Here is a 12,406-nt window from a genome sequence, read left to right as displayed (position 1 = left end):
TTAACCACCGACGACCGTGCCCCATCCTCCCGTGGCGGAGGCGGAGAGAAACACTCGGAACGGCAAAACGCCAGACTTCGCCACCCCCACGCCGTGGCCGTGCTTTTGATAGACGCAGTAGCGAGACGTAGTACGAGCAGTACGACGCAGTTCTTGTGAACGCGGGCGCGGTCCCCGCTCGACCCCCAGGGGTTCCCCTTGCCCAGGGCAGGGGTGTGATGCGCCAACAGGTACGCACAGTGAAGTGATCGACACATGGTGTGATGTGGTCCACGGTGTTGCCAGCGGTGCAACGGAAAGGAACGAGCGCTGATGCGCGAGATCCTCGGAAGGCGACGCAGGCTCCTGTCCAAGCGGAACGACAAGGTGCCTGAGCTTCTCGGCGCGGCCCTGACCTTCGCTACGGAATGGCAGTGGCCCGTACTCCCGGGCGTGGCTCCCGACCCTCAGGGGCGGGCCCGCTGCGCGTGCCCCGACCCGGAGTGCACGGTGCCCGGTGCACACCCCTTCGACCCAGGCCTGCTCGCCGCCACCACCGACGAGCGCATGATCCGCTGGTGGTGGGGGAACCGGCCGACGGCCCCGATCGTCCTCGCCACCGGCGCGGCCGGCGGCACGGCGCCCTGCGCGGTCAGCCTGCCCGCCCTCGCCGCCTCCCGCGCCCTCGCCCTTCTCGACCGCCGCGGCATGCGCCTCGGCCCGGTGGTCGCGGCGCCCACCCGCTGGGCGCTGCTCGTCAAGCCGTACTCCATGGAGCAGCTGGGCGAGCTGCTCTACGCCAAGGACTTCGTCCCCGGCTCGCTCCGCTTCCACGGCGAGGGCGGCTATCTCGCCCTGCCGCCCTCCGAGACCGGCCAGGGCGCCATCCGCTGGGAGCGGGCCCCGCTGCCCGGCTCGGCCACGCCCTGGGTGCCCGATGTGGAGGCCGTGGTGGACGCCGTGGTCGACGCCCTCACCCGTACGGGTGTGAGCGCACCCGAGTTGTAAGGGTGTCGGGCGCGAGAACACGGCTTGCCGCGTCCGTCTGGTTACCCTCCGTGCATGCCGCGTAATTCCGGGGGGCAGCCCCCAGACCCCCGACTACGTCTGCTCGCCCTCGCGGGCGTCATCGTGTGCGCGGTCGCGCTGCCGCTGGCCGTGGCGTCCGCGGGACAGGTGGGCGATTCCGCCGTACGCCCCTCCCGGCACGACGACGAGAAGCTGCCGGCGCCGGTCCGGTCCCCGCTGGTGCTCGGCCTCGGCCTGGCCACGGCCGCCCGCTGCGGTCCCGAACTCACCTCGCCCGACGGCGTCGAGGCGCAGACCTGTGTGATGGCCCAGGGCGCGGACACCTGGGCGCGCACCTACTACCGCAACGCCACCGGGGCGGCCCTGGAGGGCGTGCTGAGCCTCCTGGGCCCGCACGGCCGCACCGTGCAGACGCACTGCTCCGCGGACGCCGACGACGAGCCCGCCACCTGTGAGACGCCCCGGGAGCACACCAAGGGCACGCTGGACGCCTACACGGCCGTCACGGAGTTCGCCGCGCGCGACGGCGACGGGCCGCTGCTGCTGCGCTCCGCGAGCAACTCGGGGGACGGTTCAGGGGACGGGACCGGGGGCGGCTCCGGGGACTCGGCCGGCGGTCTTGCCGGCTCGTCCGCGGGCAACTCCCAGCGGTCAAGCGGGAGTTGACGAATCGGTACGGTCCGTACAGCCGGAGCCGGGCATGAAAAGGCCCGGTTGCTGGCGACGGGGGATGCACCAGCAACCGGGCTACTGAGACGGTAACAAGAGATCGGCGGTTCGCAAATTCGATCTCGGCTATTCGGACACGTATTTGCTTGCCGTGTAGGGAAGTTGTGACAGGAGTCACCCGCCCGACGGGCCTGGGGCGGCTGACCGACCGGTCAGCCGCCTCCCTGTGTCCGCGCTGATCGTCAGCTGAGCGTGACCTGCCGGTTGGTCAGTCCGCCGCGGGCCCGTCGCTCGTCCGCCGTGAGCGGTGCCTCCGAGGCCAGAGCGGTCGCGAGCCGCTCGGCGAACTCGGCGGCCGGCTTCTCCACGTCCTCCGCGCCGACCCCGCTCGGCAGGTCCCAGACCGGCACGGTGAGGCCGTGGGCGCGGAAGGAACCGACCAGCCGGGTGCCCTCGCCGAGGCCGGACGTGCCCGCGGCGTGCAGCCGCGCGAGAGCGTCCAGAAGCTGCTCCTCGGGATACGGCATGACCCAGCGCAGATGGTTCTTCTCGGGCGTCTCGCACCAGTAGGCGGAGTCGACGCCGGTCAGCTTCACCGTCGGGATGGCCGCCGCGTTGGCCCGCTCCAGGGAGGCGGTCACGTCCGGGGTGGCGTTCTCCGCGTCCTGCACCCAGAACTCGAAGCCGTCGTGCACAACTGGCTCGAACGGGCCCTTCGGGTCGAGCAGGTCCTGGAGCCGGGGACTCTCGGCGGGGGCGCGGCGGCCCTGCACCGGGGTGCCCGGCTCGGCGGCGAGGGCGCGCTGGAGGGTGTCGGCGAGGTCGCGGCTGATGTCGCCGGACGCCGTGTCGTTCTGCAGGCCGAGCAGGACCGAGCCGTCGTCGCGGCGCAGCGCCGGCCAGGCCATCGGCAGCACCGTGGCGAGCGTGACCGAGGGGACGCCCTCGGGCAGACCGCCCTTCAGGGCCAGCTCGACCGTGGCGGCGGGGACCAGCTCACGCAGCGCCACCCAGTCGCCCTCGCCCGCCAGCCCCTCGAACGGGCGGTGCACCAGCTCGGTCGCCGCGTGTGCCGCCGCCCGGCCGTGGCACGCCTTGTAGCGGCGGCCGCTGCCGCAGGGGCAGGGCTCACGAGCACCGACAACCGGGATCTCTCCGTCGCCGAGCTGCGGCCGCGTGGCCGTCGTCTGGGGTCGCTTCTTGGCCATCTGGGTGTCTCCCGGTTACGGCTCGTCTCGTACGGGCGGGAGCCTAGCCGTTCAGGCCGTGGGGCACGGGAACCTGTGGACGGAGCCGCGGTCACGTACCCGGTCGGTCCAGGTCGGCCGGTCCGGATCGGTCCGAATCCGTCGGTCTGGATCGATCGGTTGTGATCGGTCGGTCCGGGTCGGTCCGGGTCGGTCGGTCCGTATCCGCCTGTCCGGGGCGCGGTCAGTCCAGGTCGTCGAACGCGTCCGCGAAGTCCACGCCGGCCATCTCCGGGACCTGGGGTGCCATGACACGCGTAGTGAAGGCGTCGCGGCGGTCCCGGGGGCCGGGATCACGCACGTCCTTGTGGACCACGACCCAGACCGTCACCTCGCCCCGGGCGTCGTCGCGGACGCCCCAGTCGTCGGCCAGGGCCGTGATGATGTTCAGACCGCGACCGCCGTGCGCCGTGACCGAGGGGGTCATGGGGGCCGGGCGGGTCGGGCCGCCACCGTCCGTCACCTCGACGACCAGCCGGCCGCGCGGGTCCACCCGCCAGGCCGCCCGGACGTCGCCGTCCCCGGCCAGCGCGTCGCCCAAGGGGCGCCCGTGCTTGCAGGCGTTGCTCAAAAGTTCGGAAAGGATCAGTACGGCATCGTCGATGACCGATTCCGATAGACCACCCGTGCGCAACTGATCGCGCATGCGGTGTCTCGCCTTCCCCACGCCCGCAGGGCCATGGGGTACGGCCATGCTCGACGACGTGGGCACCTCCTGTGCCACCACCAACGCCACCCCCGAGACCTCCTTTGCCCCACGCCACGGTGTGGATGCCCCATCGGCCTGAACCGGAAACCGGCCAATGAATGTCCGGTGACGCATTCGCAACGAACGAACACATGCCGAACGCGCCGGAGCACTCCCTGTGACGGGCCGTCGCCGTGTCCCCCCAGACATGGCTTTGGATGGCTTGAATTCGATGGTTTGGCCGAGAAGTGAGGATGCTGTGGGTCGGCTGTCGGGTCAAGAGGTGTGAGGTGTCCTTACTTGACTCTTTATCTGAGCCCTGATCAGGACAGGTCCCGGTTCACCGCCCCTGGGGGCCCTTGCTGTCCTTCACCGTCCCAGCCGCTGCAGCACCGCGGCCGGCCGGTTGGTGATGATCGCGTCGATGCCGAGCTCCACGCACAGGTCCACGTCCTCCGGCTCGTTCACCGTCCACACGTGCACCTGGTGGCCGTTGCGCTTCAGCCGCTCCACGTACCCGGGGTGATTGCGCACGATCCGGATCGAGGGGCCCGCGATCCGCACCCCGGCAGGCAGCCGGCCGTCGCGCAGCCGGGGCGAGAGGAACTGCAGCAGGTAGACCGTCGGCAGCGTCGGCGAGGCCGCCCGTACCCGGGCCAGCGACCGCGCGGAGAAGCTCATGACCCGCACCGGCGAGTCGGCGGGGCCGGCCGGAGCGTCCAGTCCGAACCGCTTGAGCAGGACCAGCAGCCGCTCCTCGACCTGCCCCGCCCACCGCGTGGGGTGCTTGGTCTCGATCGCCAGCTCCACCCGCCGCCCGGCGTCCGCGACCAGCTCCAGCAGCCGCTCCAGGGTCAGTACGGAGGTGTCCGCGCGGTCCTCGGGCCGGAACTCCCAGTCGGGCTCCTCGTCCCGCCCGCGCCAGGCCGGTCCCTTCTTCCATGCGCCGAAGTCCAGGGCAGCCAGCTCCGCGAGCTCCAGGGCCGATACTGCGCCGCGCCCGTTGGACGTACGGTTGACCCGTCGGTCATGGACGCACACCAGGTGGCCGTCGGCGGTCAGGCGTACGTCGCACTCCAGGGCGTCGGCGCCGTCCTCGATGGCCTTCTTGTAGGCGGCCAGTGTGTGCTCGGGGGCGTCCTCGGAGGCCCCGCGGTGCGCGACGACCTGGATGCGATGCTGTGGTGCGTGGGTCACCGCGTCATGGTGCCACCGCGCGGGGGCGCCTGGGGTCACCCCGGATGCCGATAAAGAGAACTTTTATCGGATAGGCCCCATATAAAGGTTGTCCGTGTACCCACAGCCACCGCTTATGGTGCTCTGACGGCCTGTGGGAAAAGCTGACGGCATACAAAAGCACATGCACAGCTGAATCGCGCCGGACCGACAGCAAGCGTGAAAGAGCGTGACCGAGTGCGACCGAGAAGAAAAGCCGTGGACCGAGGAGAGAAGCTGTGAGCACCGAGAACGAGGGCAACCCGGTACCTCCGGCCCCGTCCGCACCTCCCGTGCCGCCGTCGTCTCCCGCTGCCTCGCCGCAGGCAGCCGCGTCCGACGGTGGGGAAGCGCCGACCGCCCAGATCCCGCCGACGCCCCAGGGGGCGCCCGGCACGCCCGCGGGCGACCCCTACGGGACCGCACCGCAGGCCCCGGACAGCTCCTGGCCGCCCCCGGCCCCCGCGACCCCCTCCTACGCGGACCCCGGGGCGGGCGCCGGCGCCGGCTGGGGCTCGTCGTACGACCAGCAGTACCAGCAGTACCAGCAGCAGCCTTTCCAGCAGCCGCAGCCCGCGCCGAAGAAGAGCAGCGGACGCGGCGGTCTGATCGCCGCCGTCCTGGTGGCCGCGCTGGTCGCGGGCGGCATCGGCGGCGGGCTCGGCTACACGCTGGCGAAGAACAACGACGACAGCGGCTCCACGACCATCTCCTCGACCTCCAGCGGCGGAGCCACCCAGGTAAAGCGTGCCGCCGGCACCATCGCGGCGGTGGCCCAGAACTCGCTGCCCAGCACGGTCACCATCGAGTCCGAGTCGACCAGCGGCGAGGGCGGCACCGGCACCGGCTTCGTCTTCGACAAGCAGGGCCACATCATCACCAACAACCACGTGGTGGCGGACTCCCTCGACGGCGGCAAGCTGACCGCGACGTTCCCGGACGGCAAGAAGTACGACGCCGAGGTCGTCGGCCACGCGCAGGGCTACGACGTCGCGGTGATCAAGCTCAAGAACCCGCCGTCGGATCTGAAGCCGCTCGCCCTGGGCGACTCCGACAAGGTGGCCGTCGGCGACGAGACGATCGCGATCGGCGCCCCCTTCGGCCTGTCCAACACGGTCACCACGGGCATCATCAGCGCCAAGAACCGCCCGGTCGCCTCCAGTGACGGCAGCTCCACCAGCAAGGCGTCCTACATGAGCGCCCTGCAGACCGACGCCTCCATCAACCCGGGCAACTCCGGCGGCCCGCTGCTCGACGCCTCCGGCGCGGTGATCGGCATCAACTCCGCGATCCAGTCCGCCTCCAGCGGCGGACTGGGCAGCACCGGGCAGTCGGGCTCGATCGGCCTCGGCTTCGCCATCCCGATCAACCAGGCCAAGTACGTGGCCCAGCAGCTGATCAAGACCGGCAAGCCGGTCTACGCGAAGATCGGCGCGTCGGTGTCGCTGGACGACAGCACCGGCGGTGCGCAGATCACCGACTCCGGCTCGGGCGGCGCCGACGCGGTCGAGTCGGGCGGCCCCGCGGACAAGGCCGGCCTCAAGCCCGGCGACGTCATCACCAAGCTGGACGACTCGGTGATCGACAGCGGCCCGACGCTGATCGGCGAGATCTGGACCCACCAGCCCGGCGACAAGGTCGAGATCACCTACAAGCGCGGCGGCTCGGAACACACGGTCACCGTCACCCTCGGCTCCCGCGTCGGCGACAACTGACCCGCACACGCCCGCACGAACCGGTTACTCTGTTCCCCGCGCCGATCTCCGTCGGCGCGGGGTGGGTTGCCCGAGCGGCCTAAGGGAACGGTCTTGAAAACCGTCGTGGCGCGAGCCACCGTGGGTTCAAATCCCACACCCACCGCTTAGCAGGTCAGAAGGGGTGTCTCTCTCCCGAGAGACACCCCTTCCGTCTGACCTGGTCTCACCCTGGATCGCCGTCGTCCCGGCTTTGACCAGCGCGTGCAGCCGACCTGCGGCCAGGAACTCGTACGGGGACCTTGTCGGTCCGGCTCTGCCGGTCGCGCTGCTTGCCGAGGGTCTTCGGGTTGGGTGTGCATGGCGGACGACGGTTGTGAGCCTGGCTCGGCGCCTGCGTAAGGGCATCGCTTTGCCGGGCGAACCGTCCGGGGCTGCCTCAGGGGCCGGTGTGCCGCTTGAGGAGGGCTGCGCCGAGTGGGGTCAGGGTGTGCAGGACCGTGTTGGCGTGCCGGTGGCTGGTGATGAGGCCGGCGTCGCGCAGTACGGCGGTGTGGTGGCTGGCGGTGGTGGCGGTTACCCCGGAGCGAGCCGCGGCCTCGCCGGTCGTGGCGCTGGTGGCGGTGGCGCGCAACACGGCTGTTCGCGTGGTGCCGAGCAGGGCCTGTAGGGGTGCGTGGTCTGCGGGCGGGGGCGCCGTGAGCCGGTGGTGGAGCGGATACACCAGTACCGGGGGCAGTCCCGGGTCGGCCAGGGTGATCGGGGTCTTCCAGCAGAAGTACGAGGGGATGAGAAGCAGCCCGCGGCCGTCCAGGTGGACGTCGCGGTCGTTGGGGTACGACTCGATCTCGAGGACCGGTGGCCGCCAGCGGACCGTGGGTGCCAGGTTCGCGAGCAACTCCTCGATCCCGGTACGGAAGAGGGCGCCGGCGAGGCGTACCCGCTCCGCGTGCAGGTGGTCGTGCAAGGTCTGCTCAAGCGGGGAGATCACGGCGTCGTGGTAGGCGCGCAGGACGCGGACCACCTGGTCGCGGGTCTCACCCTCGGTGAGCCGGTGGACCCAGGAGGGGGCGCCGACGGAGTGTGCGAGCAGCGCGGTCTCCCTCGCCACCTGGGCGGCGGGGGTGGACAGGAGGGCATCGAAACCGGCGTCGAGGCCGGCCTGTCCTTCCAGCGGGGTGAGGAAGTCGGGGAAGTAGCTGGCTCGCGGGAATAGCGGCAGCAGAACGGATTTCACTTCGCGGCCCAGGAATGTCTCGCGGAGTGTGGATAAGGCGGCGCGGTGCCAGGCGGCGTAGGCCCAACGTCCGTCACGCGTCTGGAAACGGTGCAGGCTGGCGGTTATTTCCCAAAGCGTGTGAGGTCCGTCCGCCATTCTGACTCTGGTCAGATCCGCCGGCGTGAAATGAAAGCGGAGCATCCCTTTCCCCCTGTGATCATGAGCTCCGACCTGCGATGTGTCAACAGGTTCGTAGGAGCATGACAGCGAAAGAGGGGGCCGGGAACATGAGTTCACGCCAGTCGCAAGAAAAAGAAGACAGGGGGAATCATGTACATCCATTCACGGGCCGTCAGGATTCTGGCGATCACCGCGCTGACCGCCGGCGGACTGACCGCCGCCGGCACGGCGACGGCGACCGCGGCACCCTCAGCTGCCGAGTCCTGCTACGGCAGTGCCAAGAGCTACACCACGTCTCCCAGCAACTGGTGGCCCGCAGGCGCCGCCTGGGCCTACACCACGTCCAACTGCGCCGACATCAACGTCAAGCCCAACACCGACGTCAATGTGAAGACGTGCTTCGATCCCACGAGCGGTGACAGCTACTGCAACGCCTCCCGCAAGATCAGCGCCGGCACATGGGGACTGGCGGCCACCAATGTAAGTGACGGCACCAAGTTCTTCCTGCAGTTCGACCGTTCGAGCAGCGGGATCGTTGCCTACTGACGGTCCGGACTACACCGCATTTATGCAGTGAGGTTCGAGGCGTGAGGGCAACGGTGCGATTCCGGTTCCGGTTCCGGAAGGAGGCTTCTGAAAGTTGATCCGGAAAGGGATCGAGGAGTGGCCCTCACGCGTGAGACCTGGACGTGCGCCCCGGAATGGGAAAGCATCGGGTATGCACTCAGCCGACTGGTATCTGACCGACGACGTCGACGACTTCCTCGCCCGGGCCGGGGGTTTCCTGCGCTCGCGTCCCGGGCCGCACGTCATGCAGTTGACGTGGGCCGAGAGGGTGCGGGTGCGGGGGGCGGGCGCGTTCGGTGCCGACGCCGCCGTCTTCGGGGTCCTGGAGCAGGACGGCGAGGTGCGGGCCACCTTCTACCGGCTTCCGCCCGGTGGGATCGGGCTCTCCCCGCTCACCCCGGAGCAGGCCGACTCCCTCGCCGCCCGCCTGGCCGCCCTCGGCCACTCCCTGCCCTCCGCCGGATCGGACCACGACACGGCCACCGTCTTCGCCGAGGCCTGGCGGCGGCACACCGGCGCGACGCCCGAACTCCGCGGCACACGGCTGTGCCTGTACCGCCTCGGCACACTCACCCCACCGGACCCGATGCCGGCCGGCCGGGGCCGGGTCCTGGGCGAGCGGGACCTCGATCAGGCCATGTTCTGGTGCGGCGAGTTCGCCAGGGCCGTCGGAGAGGACGTCTCCATCGACGCCGGCACCTGGGCCGGCACGCGCTACGCCGACAAGGGCTACACACTCTGGGAGACCCCGGACGGCACTCCCGTCTCCGTCGCGGGCCTGAACCCGCTGATCGGCGGCCAGATCCAGGTGGACGTCGTCTACACCCCCAGCCATCTGCGCGGCCGCGGCTACGCGGGTGCCGTGACGGCGGAGGTCAGCCGGGCCGCGCTGGCCGCGGGTGCGCAGGACGTCGTCCTGTTCGCGGACCTGTCCAACCCCACGAGCAACGCCCTGTACCAGCGCCTCGGATACGAGCGGCTCGCCGACTGGGCCGCGTACGACTTTTCGGTAGCGGCGCCGGTGACCGGTTGAGAACGCAGCAGGATCTGCGGGATCAGCCGTTGCGCCAGTCGTTGATTCGCTTCTCCCACTTCCTGTCGTCCGTCGTCTCCATGAACTCGCGCCGGTTGATGAGCAGGTAGATGTCGCCCGGGAACGCGGACGCGGAGGCGGTGCTGAGGATGAGGGGTTTGCCGGCGTTGAGGAGGCCGCCGAGGAACCGGCCGTAGAGGTCGGTGAAGCGGGTCCCGGCCGCGGTGATGTCCGTGCGGGTGAGGACGAGGGGGCCGGTGTCCGACCAGTCCGTGAGGACGAGCCGGTCGGGGTGCAGGACGATCCGCCCGCGGCGCTGGAAGAGGGCCTTCTGGCTGACCAGCGCCGCGGCCTTGTCGGCGCCCTGCTTGCGGCTGAGTTCGTCGGCGGTGGCCGCGATGTAGTCGGCTTCGTAGAGGGTGGAGCCTTCGGTGTTCATGGGGTTCTCCGATGGTTGGGTGGTCGGGTCAGGACACGGTCAGGGAAATGCGCTGGTGCAGGCGGTCCGAGGCGCTGCCGACGCTGAGGGTGAACGTCCCCGGCTCCACGACGGTGCGCAGCCGTTCGTCGACGAGGGTGAGGTCCCGGGCGGCCACCACGGGGAACGACACCGTGACCCGCTCGCCCGCCGCCACCCGCCTCTTGGCCACGCCCCGCAGCCGGATGCGCGGCAGCGAGACGCTCGCCCGGTCGTCGGTGACATACAGCTGGACGACCTCGGTTCCGGCCCGCTTGCCGGTGTTCGTGATGTCGACGCGGAGGTGGGTCCCGCCGTCCCGCGTGATGTGCGTGTCGTCCAGCCGGATGCCGCTGTGGTGGAAGGTCGTGTAGCCGCGGCCCGATCCGAACGCGTGCAGGGGCGTGGAGGGCATGTCGATGTAGGCGTCCGCCTCGGCACGGGCGTGCTTCTGGTCGTAGGTCAGGGGCAGTTGGCCGACATCGCGGGGGAAGGTGACGGGCAGGCGGCCGGTCGGCTCGGTGTGGCCGAACAGCGTTTCCGCGACCGCCCGGCCGCCCGCCTCGCCGGGCAGCCAGGCGACCAGCAGCGCCGGCAGGTGGGCCCTGGCCCACGGCAGGGCCAGGGCCCGGCCGGTGACCACCACGGCGACGGTCGGTGTGCCGGTGGCGTGCACCTCTTCGAGCAGCCGCTGCTGTACGCCGGTCAGGGCGAGGGACGCGGTGTCCTTGAGCTCGCCGTCGGTGCGGTCCGGCGAGAAGTAGCCGCCGCCGGTCTGCTCGCCGACGACCACCACCGCGACGTCCGCGTCCCGGGCGGCGGCCCGCGCGGCGGCGAAGCCGGAGGTGTCCGTTCCGGTGACGGCACAGCCGCGCTCGTAACGCACCCGGACCCGGTCGCCGAGCAGCCGGGTCAACGCCTCACGGATCGAGGGGGTCTCGTGCAGCGCGGGGTAGGCGTTGTACTCGCCGAGGAGATTGAGCTGGTCGTCGGCGTTCGGGCCGATCAGCGCCACCGTGCGGACCCGGTCGGCGGCCAGCGGCAGCAGCTCGCCCTCGTTCTTCAGCAGCACCATCGACTCACGCGCCGCGCGCAGCGTCAGGGCCCGGTGCGGTGCGCAGTTCACCACCCGCTCCGCCCGGGCGGCATCGACGTACGGGTTCTCGAACAGACCCAGGCGTTCCTTCAGGGTCAGCACACGTCGTACGGCTCGGTCCAGCAGGGCCTCGTCGATCCTTCCCTCCCGTACGGCCGCGGCCAGTTGGTCGAGGTAGATCTCGTCCCAGGCCAGGCTGACGTCGACACCGGCGCGCAGTCCGAGCTCCGCCGCCTCCTGCGCCGTGGCCGCCACGTGCTCGCGGATCAGGCTGCGCAGGTCGTTGCCGATCACCACGCCGTCGAAGCGCAGTTCGTCCCGCAGGAGGTCGGTGAGGTACTTCCGCGAGCCGTGCACGACCAGTCCGTCGATGGTCTGCTCGCTCGCCTCGGTCATCAGGGCCCCGGCCTCCGCGAACCCCACCCGCCACGGCTCCAGGTGGGTCTGGCGGAAGGCGCGCTCCCCGATCTCGATCGAACTGGTCTCCAGACCGCCGACGTTGGGGGACTCCATGGGGAAGGTGACCAGGGACGTGACCACCGCCTCGTCGGACGTGAGGTCGCCGCCGGCGCCCTGCATGGCAGGCACCAGCGCACCGACCATGGCGGCGGTCAGGTACGGGTCCTCGCTGAACGCCCAGATCCCGCGGCCGTAGCGCGGGTCGCGGTTCAGTTCCGCGGTGATGGTGCTCAGCGCGTGGATCCCGACCGCGCGGGCCTCCCGGGCCACCGCCGCGTACACCTGGCCGATCAGTTCCGGGTCGAAGGTCGCGCCGAGCGCCAGCCCCTCCGGGAAGATCGTCGAACCGGGGCCCACGGAACCGTGCGTGCCCTCGCTGATCTCCAGCAGCGGGATGCCGAGTCGGGTGTCACGGGCGAGGCGCTGGAGCCGGTTGTGCTGCTCGGCCTGTTCGCGTGGCGTGAGCGGATGCGGTACCTCGACGGAACCGGACAGGGTCTGGTTGACCAGGCCGAAGAAACCGCCGCCCGGGCCCAGCCGCACCTGCCCGGCACCCGTGCCGACCACGGTCCGGCCGCGTACGTACGCCTCCCGCTTCGCCACCGTGCCGGTCGGGTCCGTGGAGTCGCCGAGCAGTTCCTGCGGGAGGCAGACCGGGATGTTCAGCTGGGCGATCTTGTCGGCCGTGGTCATCCGGGCCAGCAGGGCTTCGACGCGTCGGGAGGCCGGGCGGCCGCCCGGCCGTCGGTCCGGCGCCGGCCGTGCGACCGGCGCCGGGGCCGCCCCCGCAGTCACCCAGTCTCTTATACACAACTGACGCAGCCGACGAAATTTGAGCTTTATATCACGGTGCTCTCCCAAAAAATAAAAACTT

At 70.6% G+C, this 12,406-nt stretch carries 11 protein-coding genes and 1 tRNA gene; 6 read left to right on the top strand and 6 right to left on the bottom strand.

Going from position 1 to position 12,406, the window contains the following annotated elements; genetic code table 11:
• Positions 1 to 312: 312 nt before the first annotated feature.
• Together ACWGKQ_RS17285 and ACWGKQ_RS17280 are read left to right on the top strand one after the other, a co-directional pair.
• On the top strand, positions 313 to 987 hold the full coding sequence (locus tag ACWGKQ_RS17285) for a bifunctional DNA primase/polymerase (protein WP_453292761.1): 675 nt from the start codon (positions 313 to 315) through the stop codon (positions 985 to 987).
• A 54-nt stretch (positions 988 to 1,041) separates the two neighbouring features.
• Entirely contained in the window at positions 1,042 to 1,674 is a 633-nt protein-coding gene (locus tag ACWGKQ_RS17280; RefSeq protein WP_453292760.1) for a hypothetical protein, read from the top strand.
• 245 nt (positions 1,675 to 1,919) lie between these two features.
• Here the strand turns inward: ACWGKQ_RS17280 and ACWGKQ_RS17275 are convergent, their stop codons facing one another.
• The 3 genes from ACWGKQ_RS17275 to ACWGKQ_RS17265 form a co-directional block, all read right to left on the bottom strand.
• Positions 1,920 to 2,885, bottom strand: coding sequence for a DUF5926 family protein (locus tag ACWGKQ_RS17275; protein WP_453292759.1), 966 nt, complete (start codon positions 2,883 to 2,885; stop codon positions 1,920 to 1,922).
• A gap of 223 nt (positions 2,886 to 3,108) precedes the next feature.
• The gene (locus ACWGKQ_RS17270; RefSeq protein ID WP_453292758.1) at positions 3,109 to 3,747 is read right to left on the bottom strand and encodes an ATP-binding protein; all 639 of its coding nucleotides are present in this window, start codon (positions 3,745 to 3,747) and stop codon (positions 3,109 to 3,111) included.
• A gap of 234 nt (positions 3,748 to 3,981) precedes the next feature.
• Positions 3,982 to 4,809 carry a glycerophosphodiester phosphodiesterase gene (locus ACWGKQ_RS17265; protein ID WP_453292757.1) on the bottom strand — a complete coding sequence of 276 codons (828 nt, stop codon included), beginning with the start codon at positions 4,807 to 4,809 and terminating at the stop codon, positions 3,982 to 3,984.
• A 257-nt stretch (positions 4,810 to 5,066) separates the two neighbouring features.
• On the opposite strand from ACWGKQ_RS17265, the gene ACWGKQ_RS17260 reads away from it, so the two are divergent.
• Positions 5,067 to 6,542, top strand: a complete 1,476-nt coding sequence (locus tag ACWGKQ_RS17260) for a trypsin-like peptidase domain-containing protein (protein ID WP_453292756.1) — start codon at positions 5,067 to 5,069, stop codon at positions 6,540 to 6,542.
• Between the two features lie 60 nt (positions 6,543 to 6,602).
• Positions 6,603 to 6,687: transfer RNA gene (locus ACWGKQ_RS17255), tRNA-Ser, on the top strand.
• A 273-nt stretch (positions 6,688 to 6,960) separates the two neighbouring features.
• Here the strand turns inward: ACWGKQ_RS17255 and ACWGKQ_RS17250 are convergent.
• Entirely contained in the window at positions 6,961 to 7,758 is a 798-nt protein-coding gene (locus ACWGKQ_RS17250; RefSeq protein ID WP_453292755.1) for an ArsR family transcriptional regulator, read from the bottom strand.
• A 312-nt stretch (positions 7,759 to 8,070) separates the two neighbouring features.
• Here ACWGKQ_RS17250 and ACWGKQ_RS17245 point away from each other — a divergent pair, with 312 nt between their 5' ends.
• Together ACWGKQ_RS17245 and ACWGKQ_RS17240 are read left to right on the top strand one after the other, a co-directional pair.
• Complete coding sequence (locus ACWGKQ_RS17245) at positions 8,071 to 8,466, top strand: hypothetical protein (RefSeq protein ID WP_453292754.1); 396 nt, start codon at positions 8,071 to 8,073, stop codon at positions 8,464 to 8,466.
• Positions 8,467 to 8,638: 172 nt separating this feature from the next.
• Positions 8,639 to 9,520, top strand: a complete 882-nt coding sequence (locus tag ACWGKQ_RS17240) for a GNAT family N-acetyltransferase (protein ID WP_453292753.1) — start codon at positions 8,639 to 8,641, stop codon at positions 9,518 to 9,520.
• Between the two features lie 22 nt (positions 9,521 to 9,542).
• Here the strand turns inward: ACWGKQ_RS17240 and ACWGKQ_RS17235 are convergent, their stop codons facing one another.
• Both ACWGKQ_RS17235 and ACWGKQ_RS17230 read right to left on the bottom strand, forming a co-directional pair.
• A complete protein-coding gene (locus ACWGKQ_RS17235; protein ID WP_453292752.1) occupies positions 9,543 to 9,959 on the bottom strand; it encodes a hypothetical protein in 417 nt (138 codons plus the stop codon).
• A gap of 28 nt (positions 9,960 to 9,987) precedes the next feature.
• Positions 9,988 to 12,327, bottom strand: coding sequence for a glycoside hydrolase family 3 C-terminal domain-containing protein (locus ACWGKQ_RS17230; protein WP_453292751.1), 2,340 nt, complete (start codon positions 12,325 to 12,327; stop codon positions 9,988 to 9,990).
• Between the last annotated feature and the right edge of the window lie 79 nt (positions 12,328 to 12,406).

The organism is Streptomyces sp. NPDC054770, from assembly GCF_053611985.1.
This window is presented reverse-complemented; position numbering and strand designations above follow the sequence as displayed.

What these genes read in the sequence shown, in the direction of transcription:
- ACWGKQ_RS17285 (WP_453292761.1), top strand. Translation starts at nt 313, where the DNA reads ATGCGCGAGATCCTCGGAAGGCGACGCAGGCTCCTGTCCAAGCGGAAC.
- ACWGKQ_RS17280 (WP_453292760.1), top strand. Translation starts at nt 1,042, where the DNA reads ATGCCGCGTAATTCCGGGGGGCAGCCCCCAGACCCCCGACTACGTCTG.
- ACWGKQ_RS17275 (WP_453292759.1), bottom strand. Translation starts at nt 2,885, where the DNA reads ATGGCCAAGAAGCGACCCCAGACGACGGCCACGCGGCCGCAGCTCGGC.
- ACWGKQ_RS17270 (WP_453292758.1), bottom strand. Translation starts at nt 3,747, where the DNA reads ATGCGTCACCGGACATTCATTGGCCGGTTTCCGGTTCAGGCCGATGGG.
- ACWGKQ_RS17245 (WP_453292754.1), top strand. Translation starts at nt 8,071, where the DNA reads ATGTACATCCATTCACGGGCCGTCAGGATTCTGGCGATCACCGCGCTG.
- ACWGKQ_RS17240 (WP_453292753.1), top strand. Translation starts at nt 8,639, where the DNA reads ATGCACTCAGCCGACTGGTATCTGACCGACGACGTCGACGACTTCCTC.
- ACWGKQ_RS17235 (WP_453292752.1), bottom strand. Translation starts at nt 9,959, where the DNA reads ATGAACACCGAAGGCTCCACCCTCTACGAAGCCGACTACATCGCGGCC.